Annotated in this window: 19 protein-coding genes; 18 read left to right on the forward strand and 1 reads right to left on the reverse strand. The window is 64.4% G+C overall.

Features of this window, described 5'->3' with window-relative positions:
• Complete coding sequence (gene pseB, locus CQ040_RS07715; RefSeq protein WP_105526211.1) at nt 1–990, reverse strand: UDP-N-acetylglucosamine 4,6-dehydratase (inverting); 990 nt, start codon at nt 988–990, stop codon at nt 1–3.
• 348 nt (nt 991–1,338) lie between these two features.
• Here pseB and CQ040_RS07720 point away from each other — a divergent pair, with 348 nt between their 5' ends.
• From CQ040_RS07720 to rpsH, 18 genes are all read left to right on the forward strand, one after another.
• Entirely contained in the window at nt 1,339–2,799 is a 1,461-nt protein-coding gene (locus tag CQ040_RS07720) for a sugar transferase (protein WP_105526335.1), read from the forward strand.
• Nucleotides 2,800–2,909: 110 nt separating this feature from the next.
• A complete protein-coding gene (locus tag CQ040_RS07725) occupies nt 2,910–3,134 on the forward strand; it encodes a hypothetical protein (protein WP_105526210.1) in 225 nt (74 codons plus the stop codon).
• A 917-nt stretch (nt 3,135–4,051) separates the two neighbouring features.
• On the forward strand, nt 4,052–5,782 hold the full coding sequence (locus tag CQ040_RS07730; RefSeq protein WP_146114730.1) for a DUF4012 domain-containing protein: 1,731 nt from the start codon (nt 4,052–4,054) through the stop codon (nt 5,780–5,782).
• Nucleotides 5,783–6,174: 392 nt separating this feature from the next.
• On the forward strand, nt 6,175–6,483 hold the full coding sequence (gene rpsJ, locus CQ040_RS07735) for a 30S ribosomal protein S10 (RefSeq protein WP_017201594.1): 309 nt from the start codon (nt 6,175–6,177) through the stop codon (nt 6,481–6,483).
• A gap of 8 nt (nt 6,484–6,491) precedes the next feature.
• Nucleotides 6,492–7,151, forward strand: coding sequence for a 50S ribosomal protein L3 (gene rplC / locus CQ040_RS07740; RefSeq protein ID WP_105526208.1), 660 nt, complete (start codon nt 6,492–6,494; stop codon nt 7,149–7,151).
• A gap of 2 nt (nt 7,152–7,153) precedes the next feature.
• Nucleotides 7,154–7,816, forward strand: a complete 663-nt coding sequence (gene rplD, locus CQ040_RS07745; protein ID WP_021201122.1) for a 50S ribosomal protein L4 — start codon at nt 7,154–7,156, stop codon at nt 7,814–7,816.
• Entirely contained in the window at nt 7,813–8,136 is a 324-nt protein-coding gene (gene rplW, locus CQ040_RS07750; RefSeq protein ID WP_105526207.1) for a 50S ribosomal protein L23, read from the forward strand. Before rplD ends, rplW begins: the two co-directional genes overlap by 4 nt.
• Nucleotides 8,137–8,156: 20 nt before the next feature.
• A complete protein-coding gene (gene rplB, locus CQ040_RS07755; protein ID WP_028502461.1) occupies nt 8,157–8,996 on the forward strand; it encodes a 50S ribosomal protein L2 in 840 nt (279 codons plus the stop codon).
• A 12-nt stretch (nt 8,997–9,008) separates the two neighbouring features.
• On the forward strand, nt 9,009–9,290 hold the full coding sequence (gene rpsS / locus CQ040_RS07760) for a 30S ribosomal protein S19 (RefSeq protein WP_017829205.1): 282 nt from the start codon (nt 9,009–9,011) through the stop codon (nt 9,288–9,290).
• Entirely contained in the window at nt 9,290–9,688 is a 399-nt protein-coding gene (gene rplV / locus CQ040_RS07765) for a 50S ribosomal protein L22 (protein ID WP_105526206.1), read from the forward strand. The genes rpsS and rplV overlap by 1 nt, the downstream gene beginning before the upstream one ends.
• Entirely contained in the window at nt 9,688–10,443 is a 756-nt protein-coding gene (rpsC, locus tag CQ040_RS07770) for a 30S ribosomal protein S3 (RefSeq protein ID WP_017201587.1), read from the forward strand. Before rplV ends, rpsC begins: the two co-directional genes overlap by 1 nt.
• On the forward strand, nt 10,443–10,862 hold the full coding sequence (gene rplP / locus CQ040_RS07775) for a 50S ribosomal protein L16 (protein WP_017829203.1): 420 nt from the start codon (nt 10,443–10,445) through the stop codon (nt 10,860–10,862). Before rpsC ends, rplP begins: the two co-directional genes overlap by 1 nt.
• Complete coding sequence (rpmC, locus tag CQ040_RS07780; protein ID WP_105526205.1) at nt 10,862–11,179, forward strand: 50S ribosomal protein L29; 318 nt, start codon at nt 10,862–10,864, stop codon at nt 11,177–11,179. Before rplP ends, rpmC begins: the two co-directional genes overlap by 1 nt.
• Nucleotides 11,179–11,511, forward strand: a complete 333-nt coding sequence (rpsQ, locus tag CQ040_RS07785) for a 30S ribosomal protein S17 (protein WP_105526204.1) — start codon at nt 11,179–11,181, stop codon at nt 11,509–11,511. The genes rpmC and rpsQ overlap by 1 nt, the downstream gene beginning before the upstream one ends.
• A complete protein-coding gene (rplN, locus tag CQ040_RS07790) occupies nt 11,508–11,876 on the forward strand; it encodes a 50S ribosomal protein L14 (RefSeq protein ID WP_017201583.1) in 369 nt (122 codons plus the stop codon). Before rpsQ ends, rplN begins: the two co-directional genes overlap by 4 nt.
• A gap of 2 nt (nt 11,877–11,878) precedes the next feature.
• Entirely contained in the window at nt 11,879–12,238 is a 360-nt protein-coding gene (gene rplX, locus CQ040_RS07795) for a 50S ribosomal protein L24 (RefSeq protein ID WP_028502457.1), read from the forward strand.
• Nucleotides 12,238–12,828: a 50S ribosomal protein L5 gene (rplE, locus tag CQ040_RS07800; protein ID WP_036274229.1), complete on the forward strand. Its 591-nt coding sequence runs from the start codon at nt 12,238–12,240 to the stop codon at nt 12,826–12,828. The genes rplX and rplE overlap by 1 nt, the downstream gene beginning before the upstream one ends.
• A 152-nt stretch (nt 12,829–12,980) precedes the next feature.
• Entirely contained in the window at nt 12,981–13,379 is a 399-nt protein-coding gene (gene rpsH, locus CQ040_RS07805) for a 30S ribosomal protein S8 (protein ID WP_021201117.1), read from the forward strand.
• The last annotated feature ends 5 nt before the right edge of the window (nt 13,380–13,384 follow it).

A 13,384-nucleotide genomic window follows, 5' to 3' on the forward strand; every position in this document is an offset into this window, starting at 1 on the left:
CTAGAGACCCGCCCGGATGATCTCCGCGATCTCTTCGCGGCTGTACCAGAGGTCGTTCTTGTCCGATCGGAACGCGAAGCCCTCTTCGACGGGCGTTGATCCCGCTGGCGTCTGATAGCCCCAAGAGGCGATATCCGGCTGGATGATGAAGTACTTGCCGTCCTGGATGGTCACCGCCCGACGACCTTCTTCCGGACTGATCATCTCCTCGTGCAGCTTCTCGCCGGGACGCAGCCCCACATCGACCAGCTCGGCACCGGGAACGACCGCATGTGCCAGATCGGTTACCTTCATCGACGGGATGTTAGGAACGAGAAGTTCGCCGCCCTGCATGAAGTCGAATGTCTCGACGACCATCTCGACCGCCTGCGGCAGGCTGATGAAGAACCGTGTGCACCTCAGGTCAGTGATCGGCAGGGGTTCGCCTCTTGCGCCGAGCGTCTCGAAGAACGGAATGACCGAGCCGCGCGAGCCCATCACGTTTCCGTAGCGCACGACGGCGAATCGTGTGGGGTACGCCGCGGCATAGTGGTTGCCGGTGATGAACAGCTTGTCAGCGGTTAGCTTGGTCGCACCATAGAGGTTGATTGGGCTCGACGCCTTGTCGGTCGAGAGAGCGACGACCTTCTTAACCCCCGCGTCGATGGAGGCCTCGATGACGTTCTGGCTTCCGAGGACATTGGTCTTGACGAACTCGAAGGGGTTGTATTCGGCAGTGTCGACCTGCTTGAGTGCCGCGGCATGCACGACGTAGTCGGCACCGTGCAGGGCGCGTGCGAGACGTCGCTCGTCGCGGATGTCCCCGATGAACCAGCGCAATCGCGGGTCGTTCTGGAATTGCTGGCGAACTTCGTACTGCTTCAGCTCGTCTCTCGAGAAGATGACGAGCCGGCGCGGGTTCAGGTTGTCGAGGGCGTAGCGGATGAACGCCTTCCCGAAGGAGCCGGTCCCGCCGGTGATGAGAATGCTGGATTCACGGAGAACTGACACGTAGGGATTCCTCGAAGGCGGGGGCCATGTACTCCACGCTCGACAGAGGAGCGCGACCGTACTCGGACTCCATCATCCTATTGAACAGATACCGCCACGCGCTCCACGACGAGGCGGCATCGGCGGGCTCAGGCGGCTCATGCATCGACGGCTCCGCCATCCGTCGATGAATTCTGCTGACCGGAATACCGGAACCCGGTGACAGGAGTAGGCTGTTCGGCGATTCAGTGAATCTGCGGCGACCTGAACGCGGATACACCAGCGAAGGGGGTGGTCGGCATCGTCGGTGATGCTGCGTCGATGCGATCGGAGCCTTCAGGGCGATCGCTTGGTCTGGCCTCCGCACGGATGACCGGGTCTGTTCGCGTCGCAAGTTCAGCGAGACGTCGCCGTGGCGATTGGCCGCGCCGCTACGCGCATCGACTGTTCTACAGCGACGTGCTCGTCCTTGCCGTCACGATCGTTTCCGCGTGGCTGCTCGCCAGCCCGAGCATGAACGACGACGTCACGTGGCCGGATGGGCCGACCGTCAGCTACGTCGTCGTCCTCGCCGTCATCGGCATCGTCTGGTTGGCCGGACTCGACGCCATCGACACTCGTGACCACCACATCGTGGGACATGGGGTCCTCGAGTACCGTCGAATCGTCGATTCCACCATCGCCGTCTTCGCGTTCACCGTCGCCATGGCGTTCTTCCTCGGCGTCGAGGTTTCACGTCTGCTGCTCGCGGTGATCTTCCCCGTGGGGCTCCTTCTTCTCCTCACCTCGCGCTGGATGTGGCGGCAGTGGCTGCGCCGACGCCAGCGCGAGGGCCTCTACACCCATCGTGCGGTCATCATCGGCGAGCGTCAGAAGGTGCGGCACGTCGCCCAGCAGATCCGCAGCAGCGTCGACAGCGGCTACACGATCGTGGGAGTCATCACCGACGGTGTCCCGTCGGAAGGCATGCCGCAGCTCGACGTGCTCGGAGAGATCGGGAGCGCCGAGCGCGCTCTGGACGACGCGAGTCTCGACGCGGTCATCATCGCCGGTGCCGACGAGCTCGGTCCTGAGATGATGCGCAGGCTCGGATACGCTATCGCCGACCGTGACCTCCAGATGATCATGGCTCCGTCTCTGACCGACGTCGCCGGCCCTCGGCTTCACTCCCGACCGGTTGCAGGGCTCCCCCTCGTCCACGTCGACTTCCCGCGCATGGAAGGCGCCAGCCGCTTCCTCAAGCGCGTCTTCGATCTCATCGGCTCCGTGCTCCTGCTGCTGCTCCTCTCTCCGGTGTTCCTCATCACGGCGATCGCCATTCGGGTAGATGGGCCAGGATCGATCTTCTATCGGCAGGAGCGGATCGGGAGAGGCGGTCACACCTTCGGAATGCGGAAATTCCGCTCGATGGTCGCAGACGCCGACGACCAGCTGGCCAGCCTTCTTGACCTGCAGGGGTCCAGCGGGATACCCCTCTTCAAAGTCACGGACGACCCGCGCATCACGAAGATCGGACGATTCCTCCGCAAACATTCGATTGATGAGCTCCCACAGCTCATCAACGTGCTCCAGGGAGAGATGAGCCTGGTGGGCCCGCGGCCGCAGCGAGCCGCCGAGGTCGCGCTCTACGACGACATCGCTCTGCGGCGACTGGCGGTGAAGCCGGGTATGAGCGGCCTCTGGCAGGTGAGCGGTCGATCGAGCCTCTCTTGGGAGGAGACGATTCGACTCGATCTGTATTACGTCGAGAACTGGTCCCTCACGCAGGACATCGTGATCCTCTTCCGCACGGTGCGTGCGGTGGCCGCCCCCGGCGTCAGTGCGCACTGATTAGGACTCCACTGGCGGCGGATTCGCTGGTCTTCCCTGTGTCGACCGTTGCGTGCAGAATGAACGTGTGCCGGGTTCCGGTGCACACTGATCGCACGAAGGGGGCCCTCATGGGTATCGAGGAGAACGTCGGCAACGCCGTCAACAAGGGCAAGGAGCTCTACGAGCAGAACAAGGACAAGATTGCCGAGGCCGTGAAGAGCGAGCAGGCCGAGGACATCAGCGACAAGGTGCTGGACGGCGTCGCCGACTTCGCCAAGAAGATCGCCCCCGGTGCTGCCGACAAGATCGACGAGATCCGGGACGGCGCCGACAAGGCCGTCGGCAACGAGTAAGCAGCAGCGCTAGTCAAGAGCGGCGATCCACCACCGGTGGGTCGCCGCTCTTACGTCTGCGGGGGCACCGCGTCCGCACCGGAATGTCGTCGAATGTGGCGCATTCACTCGTGTATCCAGTAGGATCATCTCGACCACCTGGGGATCTTGTGGTCGGGGAAGCCGAAGGGGTTCGGTTTCCCGAAGCACGCGGTTCTTCCGCGTTCAAACTGGGGATATGCGATCTTGGGGATCATCGTGCGACGCGCGCACTCTGTGCGCCTGAGCGTCTCCCTGCCTGCGCGGCGGGTCTACCGCCGCGCCCTCGGTCGAGGAGTTCGGCGTCCCTTCACGCCGAACTACTCGCGTTCGGTGTGCCCCCTCGCACCGAACGCCCTCCCCAAGCGGGGCGAGGCATGGGGATGCCTCGCCCCGCTATCTCCTGCGATCTGACGGCAGACGCACGCCGGATCATTAGGAGAACCGGCGATCCACCCCTGCAGTCGCGATCCGCCCGCGCCCAGGGTCCCGTCATCGGCGGCCCATAAGATGAATCCCGCATGAGATCCGGGGATCGCCTTTCGGAAGAGTAGGCGGGCCGACGGCCGTCGATAGAAATGAGCGCCGCGGAGAGCTGCCCGCCGCACGCGTGGCGGCGTCCAGTCGTATGGGCCTCGACGACGGCGCTTCGGAACCACGCCAGTCGAGCCGCGGCCGGGACGGTAGGATCGGGCGAATCTAAGGAGCACATCATCACCAGTCATCACCGTCCTCGGACCCGACGGGAAGCTCGCATGGCGGCTGCTGCGGCGGAAGCGAGCGAAGGGCCCACGGAACCGAAAACGGCTCGCGCGGCACGTGGCGGCTCGCCAGCACGCAAGCGGCGGTGGCCGTGGATTGTCTTCCCCATTCTCGGTCTCCTCCTCATCTTGGCGGTGGTGGGCGGGATCTTCGTCCTGCAGGCGCTGACGGTGCGCGACAATCTCCAGGAGGCGAAGGGGCAGATCTCTCAGGTCGTGCCGCTGGTCAAGGCCGGCGACACCGCCGGCGTGCAGAAGGTCGCGGATGAAGTGCTCACTCTCACGACCGAGGCGAACGACATCGTCGGCAACCCGCTGTGGCAGGTCGCCGGTGCCGTGCCCTTCGTCGGCGAGAATGTCTCCGCGGTGAGCGAGACCACCATGGCGACCCATGTGCTGGTGCGCGACGCGATGCCGATCGCGCTCGACCTGCTCGCCAAGACGGACGTGAAGAACCTGATGGTCGAGGGCGGAGGGATCAATCTCCAGCCGTTCCGCGACATGCAGCCACAGCTCCCGGCACTGCGGGCCGCGTTCGACGAGGCGAAGGCTCACGTCGATCAGATCGATCGTGATGCGATCCTGCCGTTCGTCGACGAGAACATCGGTCAGCTGGTCGACATCGTCGATCAGGCGGTGCCGATGCTCGGCCTTGCGGAGAAGTACCTTCCGAACGTGCTCAGCGTGCTCGGCGACGGAGGAGTGCGCACCTATGCGATCCTCTTCCAGAACAACGCCGAGAGCCGCGCGACCGGTGGCAACCCCGGCGCCGCGGCGATCCTGACCGTAGCCGACGGTCGGGTGCAGATGCGGGTGGACGCCGATGTCGCCCGATTCCTGCTGGAAGGGCGTGGTGGCGACTTCAGCCAGGAGATCGAGCCCCCCGAGAAGGCCCAGCTGTTCGAGAAGGACACCTGGCGCTACACGCAGAACTTCACGCGCACCCCCGACTTCAGCGACACCGCGGCGATGGTGTCCGGGCTCTGGAACGACACGACCGGGGGGACGCTCGACGGTGTCTTCTCGCTCGACCCGGTCATCCTGTCTTACATGCTCTCCGTCGCGGGCCCGGTCACGCTCGCCGGCGAGACTGAGCCGATCACGGCGGAGAACGCCGTCTCGCTACTGCTGTTCGACACGTACGAGCGGTTCGGGACCGATGCCGTGGCATCGGACGCGTACTTCGCCAAGGCGACCGCCGGGATCTTCTCGCGCATCATGGGCGGCGGTTGGGATCCGATCGCGATGATCGACCAGGTCCGCAAGGGGATAGACGAACAGCGCCTCTACCTCTGGTTCGCCGACGCGAATCAGCAGGCCATGGCGGCAGAGTTCGGTCTCGAGGGAACCGTCACAGCCTCAAACGAAGCGACGACGCAGCTCGGGATCTATCTCAACAACGCCTCGTACTCGAAGCTGGAGTACTTCCTGTCCACGTCCATGGCGGTCACCTGCAATGCAGAGGACCGTACGGTTACCACGTCGATCACCATGAACAACGCCGTGCCGACCCCCGACCTGAACGGGTGGACGCTCGCATGGCGGAACCAGAGCCTCGGCTACCCCCGGACGACGATGCTGTTCGATGTCCTCTCCTTTGCGCTCCCAGGCGGCACGCTCGTCGCGACGGACCCCGCCGCGGGTGACCGTGACGACCAGTGGGACCGCAGCGGTGTCTACAACGGTCGCGAGGGCAGGAGCCTGTTCATCGCGGTCCCGATGGGGGAGTCGCGCACGGTGTCGTTCACCTCGACCGTGCCCGACGACGCGACGGCGCCCCTCTCGGTCCGCCACACGCCGACGGTAACCCAGACTCCGGTGACCATCGATCCGGGCTGCGAGGGCATGTTCCCGGCCGCCGCGGATTGAGCTCCCGACGGTCGCGACACGCCCGGGTTTGCGGAAGTGAAATCCGCCGTGGCAGAATAGACAGGTTCGATATTCCGTCGCCGCTGTGCGTGCGCCGGATCACTGCCAGGGCAGTGCATAGACGGCGCCTCCTCCGGGACGGTGCAGGGTTCTAGGCCGCGGGTAGCAGAACACATCCCCGACACCCTTCCTCGCGAAGGGTTCTGCCGTGCGCGGCAGGAGGTCGGCATCCGTTCGCCTCACGGCGTCCGGCTGACAGAAGAACAGTGGTGCAGCAGATCGACTCGCAAGAGCCGTTCTCGTGCCGAGGCGCGAACAGCGCCGACGTGCGTCCAATGCCCCGAGACCACCCGGTCCCGGACGGTATGACGCCTAAAGAGAGAGAGCAGACAATGGCGGGACAGAAGATCCGCATTCGCCTGAAGTCGTATGACCACGAGGTCATCGACACATCCGCACGCAAGATCGTCGACACCGTGACCCGTGCGGGCGCGACCGTCGTCGGACCCGTGCCGCTTCCGACCGAGAAGAACGTCGTGTGCGTCATCCGGTCGCCGCACAAGTACAAGGACAGCCGCGAGCACTTCGAGATGCGCACCCACAAGCGTCTGATCGACATCGTCGACCCGACGCCCAAGGCTGTCGACTCGCTGATGCGCCTCGACCTGCCGGCCGATGTCAACATCGAGATCAAGCTCTGAGGTTCGACATGGCTGACATCAACTCCAAGATTTCCAAGGGCATGCTGGGCACGAAGCTCGGCATGACCCAGGTGTGGAACGAGAGCGGCAAGCTCATTCCCGTCACCGTCATCGAGCTGGCGCCCAACGTGGTCACCCAGGTCCGCACGCCCGAGAAGGACGGCTACAACGCCGTTCAGATCGCGTACGGCCAGATCGATCCCCGCAAGGTGAACAAGCCGCTCTCGGCTCACTTCGAGGCAGCCGGCGTCACGCCGCGTCGTCACGTCACCGAGATCCGCACCGCGGACGCCGGCGACTACACCCTGGGCCAGGAGCTCACGGTCGACGGCACCTTCGATGCAGGCCAGCTCGTCGACGTCGTCGGCACGAGCAAGGGCAAGGGCTTCGCCGGTGTCATGAAGCGTCACAACTTCAAGGGCGTCTCGGCATCGCACGGTTCGCACCGCAACCACCGCAAGCCCGGCTCCATCGGCGCATCGTCGACCCCGAGCCGCGTCTTCAAGGGCATGCGCATGGCCGGCCGTATGGGTGGCGAGCGCGTGACCGTCCTCAACCTCACGGTGCACGCCGTCGACATCGAGAAGGGTCTGCTGCTCGTCAAGGGCGCCGTCCCCGGTGCTCGTGGCCGCATCGTCTATGTCCGCAACGCAGTGAAGGGTGCCTGAACATGGCTGACTCCACTCTCGCGCTCGACGTCCTCAAGGCAGACGGCAAGAAGGCAGGCTCGATCGAGCTTCCCGCCGCACTGTTCGACGCCAAGACGAACATCCCGCTCATCCACCAGGTCGTCGTCGCGCAGCTCGCGGCGGCTCGCCAGGGCACGCACTCGACCAAGCGTCGTGGCGAGGTCTCCGGTGCCGGTCGCAAGCCCTTCAAGCAGAAGGGCACGGGTAACGCCCGTCAGGGTTCCATCCGCGCGCCGCACATGACCGGCGGTGGCATCGTCCACGGCCCGAAGCCGCGTGACTACTCGCAGCGCACCCCCAAGAAGATGATCGCCGCCGCCCTGCTGGGCGCGCTCAGCGACCGTTTCCGCGGTGACCGCATCCACGCCATCGAGTCCTTCGGGATCGACGGCACGCCCTCGACCAAGACCGCGGTGAACTTCCTCACCAACGTCGTCTCGTCGAAGAACGTGCTCGTCGTGATCGAGCGCAACGACGACGTGACGCTGAAGAGCATCCGCAACCTGTCGAACCTGCACGTGCTGACGTTCGACCAGCTCAACGCATACGACGTTCTCGTCTCCGACGACATCGTCTTCACCCAGGCCGCGCTCGAGGGCTTCATCGCCTCCAAGTCCGGCGCCAACCAGGAGGTCTCCGCATGAGCGAGCAGGCAGCTGTTCTCCAGACGGCCCTGAACAAGGACCCGCGCGACATCATCCTGAAGCCGGTCGTGTCCGAGAAGAGCTACGGGCTCATCGATGAGGGTAAGTACACCTTCCTCGTCGACCCGCGCGCTTCGAAGACCGAGATCAAGCTCGCCATCGAGAAGATCTTCGGCGTCAAGGTCGCTGGGGTCAACACCCTCAACCGCGTCGGCAAGGCTCGTCGCACCCGCTTCGGCACCGGCAAGCGCAAGGACACCAAGCGCGCCATCGTCACCCTGAAGTCGGGCACCATCGACATCTTCACGGCAATCGGCTGATCCGGGGGATAAGGACAATAATGGCTATTCGCAAGTACAAGCCCACGACCCCGGGCCGTCGCGGCTCGTCGGTGGCTGACTTCGCCGAGATCACCCGATCGACGCCGGAGAAGTCGCTGCTGCGCCCGCTCTCGAAGACCGGTGGTCGTAACAACCAGGGCCGCATCACGACCCGTCACATCGGTGGTGGCCACAAGCGCCAGTACCGCGTCATCGACTTCCGTCGTAACGACAAGGACGGCGTCAACGCCAAGGTCGCTCACATCGAGTACGACCCCAACCGCACCGCGCGCATCGCGCTGCTGCACTACTTCGACGGTGAGAAGCGCTACATCCTCGCGCCGGCGAAGCTGAAGCAGGGCGACGTCATCGAGTCCGGTGCCGGGGCTGACATCAAGCCGGGTAACAACCTCCCGCTGAAGAACATCCCCACCGGTACCGTCATCCACGCGATCGAGCTCCGCCCCGGCGGCGGCGCGAAGATGGCACGTTCGGCCGGAGCTTCCGTCCGTCTCGTCGCCAAGGATGGCAACTTCGCTCAGCTGCGTCTCCCCTCGGGCGAGATCCGCAACGTCGATGCGCGCTGCCGCGCGACCATCGGCGAGGTCGGCAACGCCGAGCAGTCGAACATCAACTGGGGTAAGGCCGGCCGCATGCGCTGGAAGGGCGTCCGCCCGACCGTGCGTGGTGTCGCCATGAACCCGGTCGATCACCCGCACGGTGGTGGTGAGGGTAAGACCTCTGGTGGTCGTCACCCCGTCTCCCCGTGGGGCCAGGCTGAGGGTCGTACCCGTCACGCCAACAAGGAAAGCGACAAGTACATCGTGCGTCGTCGTAACGCCGGCAAGAAGCGTAAGTAGGAGTAAGAGAAGATGCCTCGCAGTCTTAAGAAGGGCCCCTTCGTCGACGATCACCTGCTTCGCAAGGTGGTCGTGCAGAACGAAGCCGGCACCAAGAACGTCATCAAGACCTGGTCCCGTCGGTCCATGATCATCCCGGCGATGCTGGGTCACACGATCGCGGTCCACGACGGACGCAAGCACATTCCTGTGTTCGTGTCCGAGACCATGGTCGGTCACAAGCTGGGCGAGTTCGCGCCCACCCGCACCTTCCGCGGCCACGAGAAGGACGACAAGAAGGGGCGGCGCCGCTAATGGTCGAATCGATCGCACGCGTGCGACACATCCGCGTGACCCCTCAGAAGGCTCGTCGTGTCATCGCGCTCATCAAGGGCAAGCAGGCCCAGGAGGCTCTGGCGATCCTGAAGTTCGCACAGCAGAGCGCCAGCGAGCCGATCTACAAGCTTGTCGCGTCGGCCATGGCCAACGCGCAGGTCAAGGCAGATCGTGACGGCGAGTTCCTCGACGAGCAGGACCTCTACGTGTCCAGCATCTACGTCGACGAGGGCTCGACGCTCAAGCGTTTCCGCCCCCGTGCACAGGGTCGCGCTTTCCAGATCAAGAAGCGCACGAGCCACATCACGGTCGTGCTCTCGACGCCTGAGGCGGCTCCGGCCGCCACGGGCGACAGCAACAAGAAGGCGAGCAAGTAATGGGACAGAAGGTAAACCCGTACGGCTTCCGTCTCGGCATCACGACGGACCACGTCTCGCGTTGGTTCTCTGACTCGACGAAGCCGGGTCAGCGTTACGCCGACTACGTCGCCGAGGACATCAAGATCCGCAACCTGCTCAAGACGCAGCTCGACCGCGCCGGTGTCTCGAACATCGAGATCGAGCGCACCCGTGACCGCGTCCGCGTCGACATCCACACCGCCCGTCCGGGCATCGTGATCGGTCGTCGTGGAGCCGAGGCCGAGCGCATCCGCGGCGACCTCGAGAAGCTCTCGGGCAAGCAGATCCAGCTGAACATCCTCGAGGTCAAGAACCCCGAGGCCGATGCTCAGCTCGTCGCACAGGGCATCGCCGAGCAGCTCTCTGCTCGCGTGGCGTTCCGTCGTGCGATGCGCAAGGGTCTGCAGGGCGCTCAGCGCGCCGGCGCCAAGGGCATCCGCATCCAGGTCTCCGGCCGCCTCGGCGGCGCCGAGATGAGCCGTTCGGAGTTCTACCGCGAAGGTCGTGTGCCGCTGCACACGCTTCGCGCGAACATCGACTACGGCTTCTACGAGGCGAAGACCACGTTCGGCCGCATCGGCGTGAAGGTCTGGATCTACAAGGGCGACCTGACGGCAAAGGAGCTCGCTCGCGAGCAGGCCAATGCACCCAAGGCTCGTCGTGACGACCGTGGTGGCGACCGCCGCCGTGCCCCGCGCAACGAGGCACCTGTTGCAGAAGGAGCGTCGGCATAATGCTCATCCCCCGTAAGGTCAAGTTCCGCAAGCAGCACCACCCGGGTCGCTCGGGTCAGGCAACCGGTGGCACGAAGGTCTCCTTCGGCGAGTACGGTATCCAGGCCCTCACGCCCGCGTACGTGACGAACCGTCAGATCGAGTCCGCTCGTATCGCGATGACCCGTCACATCAAGCGTGGTGGCAAGGTGTGGATCAACATCTACCCCGACCGTCCGCTCACGAAGAAGCCTGCCGAAACCCGCATGGGTTCCGGTAAGGGTTCCCCCGAGTGGTGGGTCGCAAACGTCAAGCCGGGCCGTGTCCTCTTCGAGGTCGCGGGAGTCGACGAGGAGCTCGCTCGCGAAGCTCTGACCCGTGCAATTCACAAGCTGCCGCTCAAGGCACGCATCATCAAGCGCGAGGAGGGCGACGCGTAATGGCGATCGGCACCAAGGAGCTCGCTCCTACAGAGCTCGACACGTTCGAAGACCAGCGCCTCGTCGAGGAGCTGCGTAAGGCCAAGGAGGAGCTGTTCAACCTCCGTTTCCAGTCGGCCACCGGCCAGCTGGAGAGCCACGGCCGCATCCGCGCCGTCAAGCGCGACATCGCGCGTCTCTACACGGTGATCCGCGAACGCGAGCTGGGCATCCGTGCGACGCCCGCTCCGGTCGAGGTTCCCGCGAAGAAGGCGACCAAGTCGAAGGCGAAGAAGGCGGACTCCGCTGACGACGCCGTGAAGGAAGAGGCTGAGTGATGGCCACGAAGAAGGAAGCGACTGCGGAGACGCAGGTCGTCGGACACGAGTCGTCCGAGCGCGATGTCCGCGACTCCGCTGCCCGCGGTTACCGCAAGGCACGCCGCGGCTACGTCGTCAGCGACAAGATGGACAAGACCATCGTGGTCGAGGTCGAGGACCGCGTGAAGCACCCGCTTTACGGCAAGGTCATCCGCCGCACCTCGAAGGTCAAGGCGCACGATGAGGCGAACTCCGCCGGCATCGGCGACCTGGTCCTGATCAACGAGACCCGCCCGCTGAGCGCCACGAAGCGCTGGCGCCTGGTGGAGATTCTGGAGAAGGCCAAGTGATTCAGCAGGAATCCCGACTCAAGGTCGCCGACAACACCGGCGCCAAGGAGCTGCTCACCATCCGCGTGCTCGGTGGCTCGAAGCGCCGTTACGCGGGCCTCGGCGACACCATCGTCGCGACCGTCAAGGACGCGATCCCCGGTGGCAACGTCAAGAAGGGCGACGTCGTCAAGGCGGTCATCGTCCGCACCAAGAAGGAGGTCCGTCGTCCGGACGGCTCCTACATCAAGTTCGACGAGAACGCCGCAGTGATCCTGAAGAACGACGGGGAGCCCCGCGGCACCCGTATCTTCGGGCCGGTCGGTCGTGAGCTTCGTGACAAGAAGTTCATGAAGATCGTCTCGCTGGCGCCGGAGGTCATCTAATCATGGCGAAGATCAAGAAGGGTGACCTGGTTCAGGTCATCACCGGTGCCACGCAGGAGCGTGGCGGCGACCGCGGTAAGCAGGGCAAGGTGCTCGACATCCTTGCTGAGAAGAACCGCGTCATCGTCGAAGGCGTGAACTACGTCACCAAGCACACCCGCGTCGGACAGACGCAGCGTGGCACGAAGACCGGAGGCATCGAGACCGTCGAAGCCTCCATCCACATCTCGAACGTCGCACTTGTCGACCCTTCGACCAAGAAGCCGACCAAGGTCGGCCACCGGGTCGAGGAGCAGACGAAGGACGGCGTCAAGCGCACCGTCCGCGTGCGTTACGCGAAGAAGAGCGGTAAGGACCTCTGATGAGCACCGACACTGCCGCGCCGGCTGGCAAGATCCAGCCGCGCCTGAAGCAGAAGTACAACACCGAGATCAAGAAGGCGATGCAGGAAGAGTTCGGTTACGCGAACGTCATGCAGATCCCCGGACTGGTCAAGGTCGTCGTGAACACCGGTGTCGGCGAGGCAGCTCGCGACAGCAAGGTGATCGATGGCGCGGTCGAAGACCTCACCAAGATCACCGGCCAGAAGCCGATCGTCACGAAGGCCCGTAAGTCCATCGCGCAGTTCAAGCTGCGTGAGGGCCAGGCCATCGGTGCGCACGTCACCCTCCGTGGCGACCGTGCGTGGGAGTTCGTCGACCGCCTCGTGTCGCTCGCACTGCCCCGTATCCGCGACTTCCGCGGTCTCTCGGGCAAGCAGTTCGATGGCAACGGCAACTACACCTTCGGTCTCCAGGAGCAGAGCGTGTTCCACGAGATCGATCAGGACAAGATCGACCGGGTTCGCGGTTTCGACATCACTGTCGTCACCACCGCGAAGACGGATGACGAGGGCCGGGCACTGCTCCGTCACCTCGGCTTCCCGTTCCGCTCGGAAGACGCACAGGCGTAACACCCTTGACGGGCTCAGTACACCTCTTGCCGTCATAAGCCAGGTGTGTCACTGAGCCCGTCGATGTGCACGTACAATTGAAAATTGCGTGTCATCGCAGGCCGTCTGTCGTGTAACGGCAGCCGGAACCTCATGAACAAAGGAAATCAACAATGACAATGACAGACCCGGTCGCAGATCTGCTGACCCGTCTGCGCAACGCGAACTCGGCGCACCACGATTCCGTGACCCTGCCGTCGAGCAAGCTCAAGACGCACATCGCCCAGATCCTCCAGCAGGAGGGCTACATCGCCGGCTGGGAGACCTCTGACGCTCGCGTCGGACAGAACCTCACACTGACGCTGAAGTACGGTCCGAACCGTGAGCGCTCGATCGCTGGCATCAAGCGCGTCTCGAAGCCCGGCCTCCGCGTCTACGCGAAGTCCACCGAGCTCCCCACGGTTCTCGGCGGCCTCGGCGTGGCCATCCTGTCCACCTCCTCCGGTCTCCTCACCGACCGTCAGGCTGAGCAGAAGGGCGTGGGCGGAGAAGTTCTCGCCTACGTGTGGTAATTCGA

Source organism: Microbacterium sp. MYb54 (assembly GCF_002979515.1).
GTDB lineage: Bacteria > Actinomycetota > Actinomycetes > Actinomycetales > Microbacteriaceae > Microbacterium.

Excerpts from the sequence above, each read along its gene's own strand:
- CQ040_RS07720 (WP_105526335.1), top strand. The coding sequence starts at position 1,339 with ATGACCGGGTCTGTTCGCGTCGCAAGTTCAGCGAGACGTCGCCGTGGC.
- CQ040_RS07725 (WP_105526210.1), top strand. The coding sequence starts at position 2,910 with ATGGGTATCGAGGAGAACGTCGGCAACGCCGTCAACAAGGGCAAGGAG.
- rpsJ (WP_017201594.1), top strand. The coding sequence starts at position 6,175 with ATGGCGGGACAGAAGATCCGCATTCGCCTGAAGTCGTATGACCACGAG.
- rplC (WP_105526208.1), top strand. The coding sequence starts at position 6,492 with ATGGCTGACATCAACTCCAAGATTTCCAAGGGCATGCTGGGCACGAAG.
- rplD (WP_021201122.1), top strand. The coding sequence starts at position 7,154 with ATGGCTGACTCCACTCTCGCGCTCGACGTCCTCAAGGCAGACGGCAAG.
- rplW (WP_105526207.1), top strand. The coding sequence starts at position 7,813 with ATGAGCGAGCAGGCAGCTGTTCTCCAGACGGCCCTGAACAAGGACCCG.
- rplB (WP_028502461.1), top strand. The coding sequence starts at position 8,157 with ATGGCTATTCGCAAGTACAAGCCCACGACCCCGGGCCGTCGCGGCTCG.
- rpsS (WP_017829205.1), top strand. The coding sequence starts at position 9,009 with ATGCCTCGCAGTCTTAAGAAGGGCCCCTTCGTCGACGATCACCTGCTT.
- rplV (WP_105526206.1), top strand. The coding sequence starts at position 9,290 with ATGGTCGAATCGATCGCACGCGTGCGACACATCCGCGTGACCCCTCAG.
- rpsC (WP_017201587.1), top strand. The coding sequence starts at position 9,688 with ATGGGACAGAAGGTAAACCCGTACGGCTTCCGTCTCGGCATCACGACG.
- rplP (WP_017829203.1), top strand. The coding sequence starts at position 10,443 with ATGCTCATCCCCCGTAAGGTCAAGTTCCGCAAGCAGCACCACCCGGGT.
- rpmC (WP_105526205.1), top strand. The coding sequence starts at position 10,862 with ATGGCGATCGGCACCAAGGAGCTCGCTCCTACAGAGCTCGACACGTTC.
- rpsQ (WP_105526204.1), top strand. The coding sequence starts at position 11,179 with ATGGCCACGAAGAAGGAAGCGACTGCGGAGACGCAGGTCGTCGGACAC.
- rplX (WP_028502457.1), top strand. The coding sequence starts at position 11,879 with ATGGCGAAGATCAAGAAGGGTGACCTGGTTCAGGTCATCACCGGTGCC.
- rplE (WP_036274229.1), top strand. The coding sequence starts at position 12,238 with ATGAGCACCGACACTGCCGCGCCGGCTGGCAAGATCCAGCCGCGCCTG.
- rpsH (WP_021201117.1), top strand. The coding sequence starts at position 12,981 with ATGACAATGACAGACCCGGTCGCAGATCTGCTGACCCGTCTGCGCAAC.